General features: G+C 40.0%; 16 protein-coding genes and 1 other RNA gene. 13 read left to right on the plus strand and 4 right to left on the minus strand.

Going from position 1 to position 14,670, the window contains the following annotated elements; translation table 11 throughout:
- Nucleotides 1-32 precede the first annotated feature (32 nt).
- From G7092_RS05235 to G7092_RS05245, 3 genes are read left to right on the plus strand one after another with little or no spacing between them, the layout of a single operon-like run.
- Nucleotides 33-530, plus strand: coding sequence for an RNA polymerase sigma factor (locus G7092_RS05235; protein WP_166086900.1), 498 nt, complete (start codon nucleotides 33-35; stop codon nucleotides 528-530).
- Nucleotides 517-1,107: a hypothetical protein gene (locus tag G7092_RS05240; protein ID WP_076373348.1), complete on the plus strand. Its 591-nt coding sequence runs from the start codon at nucleotides 517-519 to the stop codon at nucleotides 1,105-1,107. The genes G7092_RS05235 and G7092_RS05240 overlap by 14 nt, the downstream gene beginning before the upstream one ends.
- Before the next feature lie 16 nt (nucleotides 1,108-1,123).
- On the plus strand, nucleotides 1,124-1,648 hold the full coding sequence (locus tag G7092_RS05245) for a GNAT family N-acetyltransferase (protein WP_166086902.1): 525 nt from the start codon (nucleotides 1,124-1,126) through the stop codon (nucleotides 1,646-1,648).
- A gap of 2 nt (nucleotides 1,649-1,650) precedes the next feature.
- Here the strand turns inward: G7092_RS05245 and G7092_RS05250 are convergent, their stop codons facing one another.
- The 4 genes from G7092_RS05250 to dinB form a co-directional block, all read right to left on the minus strand.
- Nucleotides 1,651-2,349, minus strand: coding sequence for a LytR/AlgR family response regulator transcription factor (locus tag G7092_RS05250; protein WP_166086904.1), 699 nt, complete (start codon nucleotides 2,347-2,349; stop codon nucleotides 1,651-1,653).
- A 3-nt stretch (nucleotides 2,350-2,352) separates the two neighbouring features.
- Nucleotides 2,353-3,381, minus strand: a complete 1,029-nt coding sequence (locus tag G7092_RS05255; RefSeq protein WP_166086906.1) for a sensor histidine kinase — start codon at nucleotides 3,379-3,381, stop codon at nucleotides 2,353-2,355.
- Nucleotides 3,382-3,399: 18 nt separating this feature from the next.
- Nucleotides 3,400-4,620, minus strand: coding sequence for an acyltransferase family protein (locus tag G7092_RS05260; RefSeq protein WP_166086908.1), 1,221 nt, complete (start codon nucleotides 4,618-4,620; stop codon nucleotides 3,400-3,402).
- 103 nt (nucleotides 4,621-4,723) lie between these two features.
- Entirely contained in the window at nucleotides 4,724-5,908 is a 1,185-nt protein-coding gene (gene dinB, locus G7092_RS05265) for a DNA polymerase IV (protein WP_166086911.1), read from the minus strand.
- Nucleotides 5,909-5,980: 72 nt separating this feature from the next.
- Between dinB and G7092_RS05270 the strand changes: the two genes are divergently transcribed.
- From G7092_RS05270 to G7092_RS05315, 10 genes are all read left to right on the plus strand, one after another.
- Nucleotides 5,981-6,610, plus strand: a complete 630-nt coding sequence (locus G7092_RS05270) for a 2'-5' RNA ligase family protein (protein WP_166086914.1) — start codon at nucleotides 5,981-5,983, stop codon at nucleotides 6,608-6,610.
- Nucleotides 6,611-6,620: 10 nt separating this feature from the next.
- Nucleotides 6,621-7,196 (plus strand): 2'-5' RNA ligase family protein, encoded by a 576-nt coding sequence (locus tag G7092_RS05275; RefSeq protein ID WP_076373355.1) that lies wholly within the window; start codon nucleotides 6,621-6,623, stop codon nucleotides 7,194-7,196.
- Between the two features lie 113 nt (nucleotides 7,197-7,309).
- Nucleotides 7,310-7,408: signal recognition particle sRNA small type (gene ffs / locus G7092_RS05280), an RNA gene on the plus strand.
- Nucleotides 7,409-7,623: 215 nt separating this feature from the next.
- Nucleotides 7,624-9,198, plus strand: a complete 1,575-nt coding sequence (locus tag G7092_RS05285) for a glycoside hydrolase family 10-like protein (protein ID WP_166086916.1) — start codon at nucleotides 7,624-7,626, stop codon at nucleotides 9,196-9,198.
- A gap of 149 nt (nucleotides 9,199-9,347) precedes the next feature.
- Nucleotides 9,348-9,821, plus strand: a complete 474-nt coding sequence (locus tag G7092_RS05290; protein WP_166086918.1) for a PaaI family thioesterase — start codon at nucleotides 9,348-9,350, stop codon at nucleotides 9,819-9,821.
- Between the two features lie 294 nt (nucleotides 9,822-10,115).
- Complete coding sequence (locus tag G7092_RS05295) at nucleotides 10,116-11,072, plus strand: YpdA family putative bacillithiol disulfide reductase (protein ID WP_166086920.1); 957 nt, start codon at nucleotides 10,116-10,118, stop codon at nucleotides 11,070-11,072.
- 153 nt (nucleotides 11,073-11,225) lie between these two features.
- Entirely contained in the window at nucleotides 11,226-11,657 is a 432-nt protein-coding gene (locus tag G7092_RS05300; protein WP_166086922.1) for a hypothetical protein, read from the plus strand.
- Between the two features lie 710 nt (nucleotides 11,658-12,367).
- Entirely contained in the window at nucleotides 12,368-13,015 is a 648-nt protein-coding gene (locus G7092_RS05305) for an N-acetyltransferase (protein ID WP_076378871.1), read from the plus strand.
- 80 nt (nucleotides 13,016-13,095) lie between these two features.
- Nucleotides 13,096-14,298, plus strand: a complete 1,203-nt coding sequence (gene argG / locus G7092_RS05310) for an argininosuccinate synthase (protein WP_166086924.1) — start codon at nucleotides 13,096-13,098, stop codon at nucleotides 14,296-14,298.
- Nucleotides 14,291-14,641: a cupin domain-containing protein gene (locus G7092_RS05315; RefSeq protein ID WP_166086926.1), complete on the plus strand. Its 351-nt coding sequence runs from the start codon at nucleotides 14,291-14,293 to the stop codon at nucleotides 14,639-14,641. Before argG ends, G7092_RS05315 begins: the two co-directional genes overlap by 8 nt.
- The last annotated feature ends 29 nt before the right edge of the window (nucleotides 14,642-14,670 follow it).

Raw genomic sequence — 14,670 nt, forward strand, 5'->3', positions numbered from 1 at the left:
ACATTAATCTAACAATAAAAATCTATTAACGCGTGGCCAATAAAGAAGCAGCCTTCAAGCAGATATATGAAGCTAATTCTAAAAAGATATTCCATTTATGTTATGGTTACACCGGCGATGATGACGCTGCGAACGACCTGCTACAGGAAACTTTTTTAAAAGTTTGGCAAAATTTAGAGAAGTTTCGCAACCAGGCTATGATTTCAACCTGGATATACCGCATTGCTGTAAACACTTGTTTAACCTATTTACGATCAGAAAAAAGACAGGCTAAGGATGAGCTAACCCCTCAGATAGCCGAAACCAAAAGAGAAGAACTATCGGATAAAAACGAGCAGGTAGCTTTGCTGTACAAATGTATTTCAAAGCTGGAGGAGTCGGAAAGAATTATAATAACCATGGTACTTGATGAAGTGCCATACCCCGAAATAGCAGATATTTCGGGTATATCAGAAGGAAACCTGAGAGTGAAGATTTATCGTATAAAACAAAAATTAACAGAATTATTTAACCAGTATGAAAGACTTTGATCATCTGATGTCGGTTTGGCAGGGACAGCCAAAACCAGATCAACTTTCAGTGGATGATGTGCTGAAACAGGTAAAGAAGGGAATTCGAAGCATAACTACCAAGTTATACTGGACAATTGTGGCCATGGTGGCCATAGCAGCATTTGCGTTTATTGTTACGTTTTTCCTGGCCTTTAAATCGTGGATAACTACCGTAGGTATATTAATAGTGCTGGTCACTATGCTGATGTACCTGTCGCTTGTAGTAAGGCATTACCATATTTTAAGTAAGCGCGATGCCACCCAAAACCCCTCAGAATACCTGGACAGTTTGAAGGCATACCAAAAAACAAGAACAAAAATTATCGGCTGGTTCTATTACATTTACATACTACTCATCAGCGCCGGCCTCGCCCTCTACTTTGCCGAAGTATTATCAACCTCCTCCCTCCTTTTTAAACTCATCACTTACGGTTCTATCATTATCTGGTTTTTATTTACCACTTTTTATTTAAAACCGCGTATGTTTAAAAATGAAGAAGAAAAGCTTAATTTAATGATTGATCGCCTGGTACGCCTGAAAGAACAATTTGATTAAGCCTTATATTAAATTGATGACGGATAATAATATCATTATAACAAAAGCTAAAATTGCTGATGCCGATATGCTTTTGGCCTTCAGCAGAAAAACATTTTTTGATTCCTTTGCGCATCTCAATACGCCAGAAAACATGGAGGCTTATGCAGCCAACGCATTTACACTGCCGCGGGTACAGGCTGAATTAAACAATCCGGATTCGCACTTTTATTTTGCTATGCTTAACGGGATCATTACCGGGTATATCAAAATAAATATAGGTGCAGCACAAACCGACATTCAGGATAGTAATACACTGGAAGTAGAACGTATTTATGTTTCGGCTGAATATCATGGTAAAAAGATAGGTCACCAATTGCTAGACTTTGCTTTTAAAACAGCACAAGACAGTGGTTTTAAATATGTTTGGCTGGGGGTTTGGGAACACAATCATAAAGCCTTAAGTTTTTATGAAAAGCATGGCTTCAAAGTATTTGGTAGTCACCCTTTTATGTTAGGGAACGACAAGCAAACCGACCTGTTAATGAAGAAAGAACTATAGCCTTATCTTTGATTAACTAACAAAAACATTACCTGCTCCCTCAATTGCCTGCTGATAGGTACCTGATGATGATTGATATGCAACATATTACCCTCAATAGCCGTGATTTTTTGAGTAGCTACTATAAACGATTTATGAGTTTGTAAAAAACCTTGCTGGGGTAGTTTCTCCAGCAACGCTTTTAATGTACTATGGGTAATAATTCTGCGGCCGGGAAAATGGATCTCCACATAGTTCTCCATCCCTTTAATATATAACACATCGCTAAACACTACTTTTTCCAGTTTCCCTTCGCTTTTTACAAACAGGTAATCTGCTTCTTTAATATTGCTGTTACGCAATTCAAAGTAATCTTTAGCTTTAAAAGCGGCTTTCATAAATCGCTCAAATGGTATAGGCTTGAGCAAATAATCCAGCACATCCAGATCAAATCCATCCGTGGCATACTCTTTAAAGGCTGTAGTGAAGATCACCTTTGGAGGATCGGATAAGGACTTAATAAAATCAACACCGGTGATATGTGGCATTTGTATATCCAAAAACAAAAGATCCACCGGTTGCTGAGCCAGCACGGCGCCCAGTTCCATGGCATCTTCGCATTGTGCCTTAAGGTCAAAAAAGCCTGCCTTTTTCACATAGCCCTCTAAACCTTTCCGGGCAAAGGGTTCATCATCGGTAATAATACAACTGATCTGGCTCATGTTCTAAAATTCTAATTCTAGTTGTGCAATATAACTATCTGCTTCGCCACCGGCTATCAAACGGTGCTTATTCGGGTAAAGCAACTCTAAACGCCTTTTTAAATTTTCGTGACCAATGCCGCTGTAATTATCTTTCATTTTCATCTTTGCCGGCACATCATTATATACTTTAAATAACATTCCTTTTTCGCTGATAAAGGCTGAAATATCAATTTTATAATCGCCGCCAACATACTTAAAAGCATTCTCCACCAGCGGAAGCAAAAGTAAAGGATACACCTGCTGATCGGTAAGCTCTTCATCAAAAAATACATTCAAACGCATTTTCTGACTGGCCCTTATCCTTTGTAGCTGGATATAATCCTGCAGGTATTCCAGCTCCTGTTTTATGGGCACCTGTTGCTGTTGGTCATAAAGCTGGTACCGTAACAGACTTGAAAGCAATTCTGTGCTTTTTTTAGCACCCGCTACATCTTCATCCATCTGAAAATAAATAGTATTCAGCGCATTGAATAAAAAATGTGGATGATACTGCGCCTTTAGAAACTTCAGCTCAGTTTCCAGGTGATCATTGGTTAGTTTTTCCAGTTGCATCTTATTATTTACATAAGCCTTTAGCCAGGTTCTGCTACGTGCTATGCCGTAATAAACAATAGCGTACAAAGTGGGTATCATATTAATGTCGACAATATCAGCCCAGGAAATTATATCATTACGCAAGGATATATTCATTGGGACAAATATTACGTTTACCAATATCAGGTTTGCACCTACTAATATGGTAAGTTCTCGCACCACGTCCTGATAGGATAACTGTGCCGGCCAGTGTTTATCATAATACCTAAAAAGCCGGCTGAACAGGTGTATAGCAATATAACCTACTATTATTGAGCACGTAATTTCAACAGCGTTTATGTAAAAATATCTCTCCCAAAAATGTTGGCCAACGTCGATATCGTGGAGCAATCTGATAGTAAAGTATACCAGCAGACCATACAAGGCTGGGAAAATGTATTTTCTGAAAAAATTCATACCGTTAAGTTATATATTTCAGGTAGAAAGTATTACAGTAGGTTGTATTTCTTCTGTAGGAGCCTCTATCACAGGTTTTGGTTTATCCTTTGGTTTCATCCCAAATAAAAAGCGCATTAAAGCATAAGGCCGTATCAGTAAATGGTAAGTTAACACGGTTACAAAAAAGGTTATACCAACAGTATAAATGTATTTGGATAAAATGCTTTCATTTTGAACCTGCACAATGTAATAAACTATCAGTACAATAACCGTTTGGTGCAAAATATAGAACGGATAAACCGCCTGGTTTAGGTAGTTTAGTACAACATGTTTCCGGTTCAGGTAATGTTTGCCATAGCCTACCAGTGCCAACACCCATCCCCAGGCAATAGTTGGCCTCAACGCTGTAAAGGCATACGAAAATAATATATGATGAAAGGGCCATGCAACATGATCGGGTTCTATTTTATTCCACCTCATCACTTCCCACGTCATCAGGCTCAGGAAACCGATGGTTAACGCGAAGCGGCGGTTACGCTCTAAACTATCCATCAGTTTTGGCTGAAGGATGCAGATAAAACCAACCAACAGAAATAGCAACCAGTAAACAAAATAACTGCCATCATGTATCAGGTCATTGGTTTCGGGATAATCCCAACTAGTAAAAGTGAACCAAACGATGCCGGGCAGCATCAGCAAATAAATCCATTTCCCTTCGGCTAAGACAGCCAGTTTCTGCTTCAATCCATCACTTTTGGGTGAGATAAGCCAGGCAAATACTGGTGCAAATATGAGGTCATAAATAAACAGGTAAGCAATAAACCACAAGTGGTGCCAGCTAAAACTACCACCCTTTGGATAGGGTACAAAATTAAATACACTTGGATACCAGTCCCAAAAGTAGCCTTTGTAGCCATGCACCAATCTTTCTATAAATATCTGCGGCGGAACAATGATGAACATGCCTACCAAAAGGGGAATAAAAAGCCTGCGGAAACGCAAACCGATGAAACTTAAAGTAGAACGCCGCTGCATCATGTAAAAACTTACTGTACCCGAAATGAAAAAAAGCAGCGGCATCCGGAAAAGGTGCAAAAAATGGTTCGATTCCATCAGCAGGTTGCTGGTTTGCTGGTTTTTAATATGCCAGTCATCTTCAGAAACAAAGGGCATAGCCGAATGAAAAAATAATACCCCGACAATGGATATTATCCTTAACCAATCGAGGTAGGTTTGACGTTGTGTGGTTTCCATCATGTTTTCTTTTTTATTCAAAAGAAGCTACCACACATCACTTCATAAAAATAGTTTGACCAATGGTATTGCCGCTTTGACCAACAGTAAAAAAGATGGTTTCATTTCAACCTTTCATAAACGGATTAAAATTGCGCGTACCTATTTCCATGCCGGCGGCGCGGCAAATAGTTTTATCGCCAAATTTGAAGTTGATCCTGTCCATAGCCTGGTAAAGCCTGATCTGCTCTTCGTTATCCTCAAATAAATTGATCTGGTAACTGCCGGTACAGAGATCACTCAGTCTCACACCTATCAGCCTGACGTGCCGGTGTTGGTTCCAGGCTTTTTTGAGCAGATTTTTAACGCCAGGGATCAGGATATGCTCGGCCGCCGTAAGCGGTATTTTTTGCTGCTGGGTATGGGTTTCAAAATTAGCATAGCGGATCTTGATAGCCATACAAGAGGATAATTTATTCTCCCGTCGTAGCTTACCAGATAGTTCTTCGGTCATAGATACCAGTATATTTTCTAAGGTACGCGGATCATTCACATTGCTGCCAAAAGTATGCTCAGTAGATATCGATTTACGGTCGCTATGGGGAATAATCTCACTTTGATCAATACCGTGGGCTTTTTCCCATAGATATGTACCGGCCTTGCCAAAAACAGCCTCCAGGAAACGAATATTGGTTCGTTGCAAATCGCCGATCTTTTCAATACCATATTGATACATTTTCTGGCAGGTACTTTCGCCCAAACCAGGTATTTTACCAATAGGTAATGGCGCTAAAAACGCCAGTTCCTCGCCATGCTTAATATATAGCTGCCCATTAGGTTTAGCCTGATTGGTGGCCATTTTTGCTACAGTTTTGCCCGATGCCATACCAAAGGAAATAGGCAGACCAGTTTCACGGATCACCTTTTGGCGCAGGTTGCTGGCTATCTGGTAACAATCATAAAACCGTTCCATACCTGTCAAATCAATATAAAACTCATCAACAGATGTTTTTTGATAAAGGGGTACCGAGTCATGGATGATTTGGGTAACCTCGCGGGAGGCCTCGGAATAACGACCATGGCTACCATGTAACACTATGGCATGCGGACAAAGTTTTACGGCTTGCCGGGTAGGCATGGCAGAATGTACACCATAGGCGCGCGCCTCATAGCTGCATGAGGATACCACTCCCCTGTCAACCGAGCCGCCAATGATTACCGCCTTACCTATCAGGCTGGGGTCAAACTTGCGCTCAACCGATACAAAGAAGGAATCAAGGTCGATATGAACAATATGCCGCTTAACATCCATGCACAAATATGAAAATAAATTTAGTATTTTACTAAAAATATTAGCATTTTTGTTCAATCAAAACCAGCCGCTATGTATATGTACGAAGACTATTTATTTCTGCTTTCGCCTCCCGAAGCTATTAAGCAGGAAATCTCCCGATATAAAAGAGCCTCGGCTAAATTAATTGGCAATTATAAAAGCATGGATTCACCGGCACATATTTCTGTTCATCACCTGGAGCGGCAAAAACCCTTTATGGAAGAAACCAATCTGAACAAGATAGAGAAAGGCTTGAATGAGCTGCCTCCTGCTTTATTACATGTAGATGGGTTTAAGTTTTTCCAACACCTGCATAACCGGATGACCATCTACGCTCATATCCGGGTTACACCTGCTGTTGATGAGTGGTTTACACAGCTAAAAAGGCTACTTAAAATTCGTAAAACCATCATTCCTCACATCACTGTTACCCGCGATGTTGCCGGGCCCGATTTTGAACGTCTATGGCCAAACTTCCGCCATAAAAAACTGGTGGAACCATTTTGGGTCAATGAACTCATTATGCTTAAACGGGAAACATTTGCCCATGAGCCGCAATGGCAGCCTTTTAAGGTTTTTGAATTTAAGAACAAGCAGACAATGGCTAATACTGCGGAGGCTATCCTTCACAAACAAGCCGCTGCAGATAATCAGATCCAGGATCAGATAAACCTATTTTAAACCAACCACCATGAACAACAAAGATTATCTTACCGTTATTTCTCCGCCGGAGCACGTGGATAAAAAAGTTGGCTCGTTTAAACAGGAATGTGTTAAACGCATCGGAAAATTTCCGGGGATGTATGCGCGGGCACATATTACTATTGAATCCTTCAGGGACGAGGTGCATCAGCTTACGCTCAAACCTTTGCTCCTTACTCCTTTTTATGAAATGATTAGTTTTAAAGTTAAAACCATACCCCAACATAAACTTCGCATCAATGGCTTCGACTTTTTTAAACATGGCCCCAATTCCAGAACCATATATGCCAGGGTAGATCTGGATAAAACCACCGAGGACTGGTTTAACCAGGTTAAAGGAGCCTTAAGAATGAAAACCAGGAGAATTACACCACACCTCACCATAGCCCGCAATATACCGGTAGCCTCATTTAACAAACTATGGCCATATTTTCAGGAAATGGAATACCGGGACACCTTTTTAGCGGATTGCTTAACCATACTGGAAAAGGAAATAGATAACAAAAACGACCGCTATAAAGTGCATAAAACGATCCCTTTTGGTAAAAATCCGCTGGCGGCTTAACCTTTATTTGTATCAATTGGCACTACAATGAGGGCTAATTACCTAAATCATAATCAATTATCTTTTTTAACAATTTATTAACCATAAACAAACCTTTTTCTATATTTGCGCCGGGGTAAGTCTTTTACGGCCAGCTCCTCTTGAACTCCCCCAGGGTGGGAACACAGCAAGGGTAGAGAGTTGAGCGGCGCGATAAAAGTAGCTTACCCTTTTTTATGCCCCAATTTTTGGAAAGCCTCCAATTTCTTGCATTAAACATAAAGAAGAACATCAAAAGCCATGTTATCCCAAACAGGCCAGGGGAGCATATCTTTTATGTAAGATGCATCCAACTCAATTGTGCAAACGTTGGCTGTCTGGAAAATGTGTACCTTTAGGCATACCTTTTTATCTGGTAACAATAGCTTAAAATCTACTCATTTAGTGCATGTTAAAAAAATCAATAATTTTCCTTTGTATAACGTTCCTTTTCACTATTGATCATAAAACAAACGCTCAACTGTTAATCACACCCAAACGAGAGTTTAGAGGAGCGTGGCTATGCACCGTATCTAATTTAGACTGGCCTTCAAAACCCGGATTATCTTCTACAATACAAAAGCAAGAGTTATTGACTATTTTAGATAGCCTGCATTCATCAGGAATAAATGCGGTTATGTTCCAGGTTAGGCCCACAGCCGATGCTTTTTATGGCAACGGACCCGAATTATGGAGTCGATATTTAACCGGAAAACAAGGCTTACCGCCCGACCCTTATTATGATCCTTTAACTTTTGTTATTTCTGAGGCACATAAAAGAGGGATGGAATTACATGCCTGGTTTAACCCCTACCGGGCATCCTTGGATTTAATAGCATCTCATTTTAATGACAAGCACATCAGCAATCAAAAACCCGAATGGTTTTTCAATTACGCCGGACAAAAAATATTTAACCCCGGCCTCCCACAAGTCAGGCAATATATTACAAGTGTTATTATGAACGTTGTTAGAAATTATGATATTGATGGCGTGCACTTTGACGATTATTTTTATCCTAATGAGGTTCACGGTAAGCCTTTACCGGATTTGGCAGCTTACAAATTATATAATCCTGATAGTTTAAATATCAAAGATTGGCGAAGACAAAATGTGGACGTTTTAATCCGTGATTTAACTGACAGTATACATGCTTGCAAATCTTATATAAAATTTGGTATAAGTCCTTTTGGTGTTTGGAAAAATAAACAGCAGGACGCCGATGGTTCTCTTACAAATGGGGGCTCATCCTATTATGAATTATATGCAGACACCCGGAAATGGTTAAAGAATGGATGGATAGATTATATTAATCCGCAGCTTTACTGGCCCATAAAGCATCGCTTAGTGCCTTTTGAAAAACTATTGGAATGGTGGAGCAATAATACTTATGGCAGGCATCTTTATATTGGGCAGGCAGCTTATCGGGCACAGGAAAACGTACAAGGGTTTCGTAATCGCAGTGAACTTTCAGATGAGATCAGGTATGTTCGTGGGAATGCGCGGGTGCAAGGAAGCGTTTTCTTTAGAGCGAAGTCCTTAATAGACAATTTAGCGGGACTGAAAGATTCTTTGAAAAATAATTTCTACAACCGTCCCGCTTTGCCGCCAGTAATGCTTTGGTTAGACAGTATTCCTCCCAATCCCCCTCAGAATGTAATTGCCAAACAATTGGCCAACAAATCCATCCAAATAAGCTGGACAGCGCCCACAAAGGCAAAGGATAATGATTTGGCCTATGGATATGTTATTTATCGCTTTAATGACGGAGAAAAAATACAGATTGATAATCCACGCAATATCATCAATATTTCATTTGAAGATGCCACCACATTTGTCGATAATACAATTACAAGGCCAGGTAAATATATTTATCTCGTTACAGCAATTGACAGATTAAAAAATGAAAGTTTGAATTCTAACCCGGCACCAGTCGAAGTGAAATATTTAGTCTACGATCAATATTATCATCCTACTATGCCATAGGATTTAATTAAAACAGAATAACCGTACCCACTTCATTATTCAGCATTAGGCACCACCTCTTCTTTATCTGTTATGGCTAAATACTTACAATCTGTATATTTTAATTGAGCAGTATTGTATTTAGTTTTGCAAATCAATACAAAAACATCATGCCTAAGATCTCCGTTTTAGAATACCTTCAACGCCAGTTAGCTGGCACACTTACCCCGGATATGGAAACCCATATGAGATATCCCACAGCCATATCTCAAACTTTAGCCATCAGAATAGCCGCAATAGATCACGGAACTGCCACCGTTGAAATTGATGCCGATGCACTGATCCATGGTAATCAGCAGGGTACCGTTCACGGTGGATTAATCTGCGAACTGGCGGATGCAGCCATCGGTACGGCACATTCTACACTGATGAAAGAAGGGCAATCCTTTACCTCTATTGAATTGAAAATTAACTTTTACAGGCCGGTATGGGAATCAAAGTTAAGAGCCATTGCTACTCCTTTACAAAGCGGCAAAACTATTACGCATTACAAGTGTGAGGTAAAAAACGAAGAAGACAAAGTGGTAGCCATGGTAACCAGTACGGTAATGACTCTTCATGACGATAAGGCAGCAGGACGCTAGTTGATTGGTGAATGTAGAATATCAGATGCTGAATATCGAATTTAGCCTGTGGTCGGTGTTATCACCGCACCACATTCACTGGAGTCTGTATTTTTTGAGTAAAATCACTAGCCGGTGGTCGGTGTTTAGCCTGTGGTCGGTGTTATCACCGCACCACATTTAGCCCGTGGTTGGTGTTATCACCGCACCACACTTCACTGGAGTCTGTGTTTTTTAAGTAAAATCACCTCGATATTCAGCATTCAAAATTCATTATTCGATATTACTTCTTTCTAAACTGCCTATCTTCGCAACATGCTTGATATACTCATTATAGGTGGCGGCCCAATTGGTTTGGCTTGTGGTTTGGCTGCTCAAAAAGCCGGTTTAAGTTTTGTTATTATTGAAAAGGGCTGCCTGGTTAATTCGCTGTACAATTACCCATCAACAATGACCTTCTTTTCTACTTCAGAAAAACTGGAGATTGGCGGGGTACCTTTTGTAACCGTACATAATAAACCCACCCGTAATGATGCGTTGGAGTATTATCGCCGTGTAGCGCTTTCTAACCACCTACCCATCAACCTTTTTGAAGAGGTAACCAATGTTACCCCGCAGAATGGAACTTATACTATAACCACCAGTAAAGCTACCTATCAGGCCAAAAGGGTGATTCTTTCCACCGGCTTTTATGATATCGCCGTTAACCTGGATATTCCCGGCGAGGATTTGCCCAAAGTAAAACACTATTACCAGGATCCGCATTTTTATACCTTACAAAAAGTAGTGGTGGTTGGTTCCAGTAACTCGGCTATCGATGTAGCATTAGAAACCTATCGTAAAGGTGCCGAAGTTACCCTGGTAATTCGTGGAAGCGAAGTAAGCAACCGGGTAAAATACTGGGTACGGCCCGATATTATCAACCGCATTAAAGAAGGCAGCATTAAAGCCTATTTTAACTCCAATCTACACGCCATCCGCCAATATGAAGTAGACATACAAACCCCGGATGGGCTGGTAACCATCCCCAATGACTATGTAATGGCCATGACAGGTTATCAACCAAACTTCGATTTTCTCAGGAAGCTGGGCATCGTATTGTCTGACGATAAATTCATCCCGCAATACAACCCCGAGACTATGGAAACCAACCTGCCGGGTCTTTACCTTGCCGGTGTAGTTTGCGGCGGTTTAGATACTCACTTGTGGTTTATCGAAAACTCCCGTATCCATGCAGATATGATCATCAATGATATCATAACAAAGAGATAACTAAACATCTATTTCTCACAATACACTCCTCTATCTGAATAATTTAATTATTCACTAGTAAATATTTTTTTTATAAAATAGTACTATGTATTGCATATTACTATTTAAAACATGTATCTTTATTTGAGTTTTAAACCACATAAAGAAAAAACCATGAAATCAACCATTATTGCGTTACTGCTACTATTGGCCGGCGGTACCGTGTGCCTGGCACAATGCGACAAAAAATTAAGTCTGGTAACTTCAAAAACCGAGCATCTGGATGCTAACAATAATCTGCAGCGAACTGCAGACGAGCAAACCGTTATTGAAATAATTGACAAGAAAATCTCGGTTAATATTGAAAATGGAAAACAAACCCTTATGGGAACTATCAAATCAAATACCTGCAACTGGACAACACCATTTAAAGAAGGCAAATCGGTAATCAATACCACCATCAGCGATGAAGATGGTAATGGCGAAAAAGACTATACCCTCACCATTGAAGGTAAGGACGGTAAGGTTACTCTGATTGCTGAGAGTCCGCAAATGCCGGATCATAAGCTAAGATTTGTTTTAGACAAATTTGAAGAGAAAAAGTGACGATAAAATACAGCAACTTAATACTTATCAGAAATTTGAGTATATTTATATCATAAGCAGCCCGGTTCTCTTTTACCCAAAGAACCGGGCTGTTTGGTTAAAAGAAAAACAAGACCCAAAACCAACTGTTTGACACCTGGTTATTTAAGCATCAAATCATTTAATACTTTTTAAAGCTTTCAAAACGCATTAAAAATTTGTTAAAAAGTGTTAAAATGGAGTTAAAGCCCTGTTACAGTGAGTGATTATTGAATCTTTTCACCCCGTTTTCAACTAAAAAATGTTAAAATTTAAGGTTTAAAAAGTTTTTGGGTATGTCATCTGACCATCTGTATTTAAAGACCCGGGTATCCCCCTCAAAAAACCGAATATAATCTTAACGTTATTAAATCATTTTTTTCTTGCATAAGTAAAAATTTATGCAATAATTTGCACCCAAATTAAAAACACAGTAATACCACAAAAAAATGAATCTACAAAGCTTAAATAAGCCCGCAATAAGAGCAACATTTGCTCCGGCTGCCGCTGCTTTGGTTTCAACTGTTTTTTTATGCTGCCCTCCCCGACGAAGGCCCTATATGCCAAGGGTTTGAATTAATTTCCTGTAACAGACCCCTTCGAAAGAAAAAAGTTTTAAACTTATTCTTTTAAAAACCATCTAATTATTAAGGCCTTAAAAGCCAATTAATTTAACGGTAATATCTATTTTAATGACCATACAAGATTTTGATATTCAGGTTGCTACTGCACAACATGTAGATTATGCGCCTCAAATATGCGTTGAAATGGCCGAATCGGCCAAAGCCAGGGGCACAGGTATAGCCCAGCGCTCACCAGAATATGTTGCTAATAAAATGCTGGAAGGCAAGGCTGTTATAGCCCTGCATAAAGATGGCACCTGGGCCGGTTTCTGCTATATAGAAACCTGGAGCCATGGTGATTTTGTGGCCAATTCCGGTCTTATTGTTAACCCACAATTTCGTAAAGCGGGTTTGGCAAAAGCCATTAAACACCGTGTTTTCCAGCTTTCCAGAACTAAATACCCGGAAGCTAAAATATTTGGACTAACAACTGGTTTAGCCGTAATGAAGATCAATTCAGAGATAGGTTATGAACCAGTTACTTACTCTGAACTTACCCAGGACGAAAATTTTTGGGCTGGCTGCAAAAGCTGTGTTAACTATGATATTTTGATGAGCAAGGAGCGTAAAAACTGCATGTGTACTGCCATGCTGTTTGATCCGGCCGAAAAGCAAAAACAGGATGAGGAAAAAATGAAAAGAATCACCCACAAAGCTACCTTGCTTGAACGTATCGAAAACGCCATCAAGAAAAGGATACACCACGATAACGATTAAGGGTTTATAATAACAAATACACATAAATTAAAAAGAAAAAGCTTTAAGCCTTCTGCTTTTAGCTTTAAGCTCAAAAAAAGATGAAGAAAAAAGTAGTATTAGCGTATAGCGGCGGATTAGACACCTCATTTTGCTGCATATATTTAACACAGGATCTTGGTTATGAAGTTCACTCCGTTATTGTAAACACAGGTGGCTTTAGCGACGAAGAGTTAAAAGGCGTTGAAGAACGTGCCTACAAAATGGGCGTAACTTCGCACCATGTGGTTGATGAAACCAAAAACTTTTACAATACCTGTGTTCGCTTTTTGATTTATGGTAATGTTTTAAAAAATAACACCTATCCCCTTTCTGTAAGTGCAGAGCGCGTAAGCCAGGCAACAGCTATAGCCAACTACGCTAAAGAAATAGGTGCAGAATTTGTAGCACATGGCAGTACCGGTGCAGGTAACGACCAGGTACGTTTTGACATGATCTTCAATATCCTGGTACCTGAAGTACAGATCATCACCCCTATCCGTGACCTGAAATTGAGCCGTGAAGAAGAGATCGAGTACCTGAAAAAACATGGCGTTGACATGAACTTCGAAAAAGCGAAGTACTCCATCAACAAGGGTATCTGGGGAACATCTGTAGGTGGTAAAGAAACCCTTACTTCCAACTTAGGTTTACCCGAAGAGGCATGGCCTACCCAGGTTACTGAATCAGAAGTAAAAAACCTGGAGCTTATTTTTGAAAAAGGCGAGCTGGTAGGTATCGATAAAGAAAGATATGATCACCCAACAAAAGCGATACAGGCTTTACAGGCCATTGCGCAGCCTTACGGCATTGGCAGGGATATTCACGTTGGCGATACTATAATAGGTATTAAGGGGCGTGTTGGTTTCGAAGCCGCAGCGCCAATGGTGATCATTAAGGCTCACCACACTTTAGAGAAACATGTACTCACTAAATGGCAACTGACCTGGAAAGATCAATTATCTGCATTCTATGGTAATTGGCTTCATGAAGGACAATTCCATGATCCTATTATGCGCAACATGGAAGCCTTTTTAACCGATACTCAGCAAAACGTAAGCGGCAAGGTATTTGTACAACTGCACCCGTATCGCTTCCAGGTAGTAGGTATTGAGTCGGATCACGACCTGATGTCGAACAAATTTGGCAGTTATGGCGAAATGAATAATTCATGGTCTGGCGAGGATGTTAAAGGATTCTCTAAAATATTCGGCAACCAGGTTATGATCTATCATAAGGTTAATAATCAATCACAGAATGATTAATACAGCTTTTTCAAAGGGTGAATGTCTTGACCACTATAACTGGGGTGATGATTGCCATGGCTGGACTTTTATTGATACCGAAGCGTTGTCCGTTAAGCAGGAACTAATGCCACCGGATACTGCCGAGCAGTTGCATTACCACGAAAAGGCTACACAGGTATTCTTTATTTTAAAAGGTAGAGCTACATTCACTATCGACGGTAACGTTACGGAGCTAAAACCAGAGCAGGGAATAGAAATTTTACCTGGTCAAAAACACTTTATCAGCAATAATGACCGGAGCGATCTGGAATTTATTTTATATTCTTATCCATCAACCAATCATGACAGGGTTAACATTTAGCCCCCTAACCCCCTAAAGGGGGAATAAAT

Source organism: Mucilaginibacter inviolabilis (assembly GCF_011089895.1).
GTDB classification, from domain to species: Bacteria; Bacteroidota; Bacteroidia; order Sphingobacteriales; family Sphingobacteriaceae; genus Mucilaginibacter; species Mucilaginibacter inviolabilis.

Excerpts from the sequence above, each read along its gene's own strand:
- G7092_RS05240 (WP_076373348.1), top strand. The coding sequence starts at position 517 with ATGAAAGACTTTGATCATCTGATGTCGGTTTGGCAGGGACAGCCAAAA.
- G7092_RS05245 (WP_166086902.1), top strand. The coding sequence starts at position 1,124 with ATGACGGATAATAATATCATTATAACAAAAGCTAAAATTGCTGATGCC.
- G7092_RS05250 (WP_166086904.1), bottom strand. The coding sequence starts at position 2,349 with ATGAGCCAGATCAGTTGTATTATTACCGATGATGAACCCTTTGCCCGG.
- G7092_RS05255 (WP_166086906.1), bottom strand. The coding sequence starts at position 3,381 with ATGAATTTTTTCAGAAAATACATTTTCCCAGCCTTGTATGGTCTGCTG.
- G7092_RS05260 (WP_166086908.1), bottom strand. The coding sequence starts at position 4,620 with ATGATGGAAACCACACAACGTCAAACCTACCTCGATTGGTTAAGGATA.
- dinB (WP_166086911.1), bottom strand. The coding sequence starts at position 5,908 with ATGGATGTTAAGCGGCATATTGTTCATATCGACCTTGATTCCTTCTTT.
- G7092_RS05270 (WP_166086914.1), top strand. The coding sequence starts at position 5,981 with ATGTATATGTACGAAGACTATTTATTTCTGCTTTCGCCTCCCGAAGCT.
- G7092_RS05275 (WP_076373355.1), top strand. The coding sequence starts at position 6,621 with ATGAACAACAAAGATTATCTTACCGTTATTTCTCCGCCGGAGCACGTG.
- G7092_RS05285 (WP_166086916.1), top strand. The coding sequence starts at position 7,624 with ATGTTAAAAAAATCAATAATTTTCCTTTGTATAACGTTCCTTTTCACT.
- G7092_RS05290 (WP_166086918.1), top strand. The coding sequence starts at position 9,348 with ATGCCTAAGATCTCCGTTTTAGAATACCTTCAACGCCAGTTAGCTGGC.
- G7092_RS05295 (WP_166086920.1), top strand. The coding sequence starts at position 10,116 with ATGCTTGATATACTCATTATAGGTGGCGGCCCAATTGGTTTGGCTTGT.
- G7092_RS05300 (WP_166086922.1), top strand. The coding sequence starts at position 11,226 with ATGAAATCAACCATTATTGCGTTACTGCTACTATTGGCCGGCGGTACC.
- G7092_RS05305 (WP_076378871.1), top strand. The coding sequence starts at position 12,368 with ATGACCATACAAGATTTTGATATTCAGGTTGCTACTGCACAACATGTA.
- argG (WP_166086924.1), top strand. The coding sequence starts at position 13,096 with ATGAAGAAAAAAGTAGTATTAGCGTATAGCGGCGGATTAGACACCTCA.
- G7092_RS05315 (WP_166086926.1), top strand. The coding sequence starts at position 14,291 with ATGATTAATACAGCTTTTTCAAAGGGTGAATGTCTTGACCACTATAAC.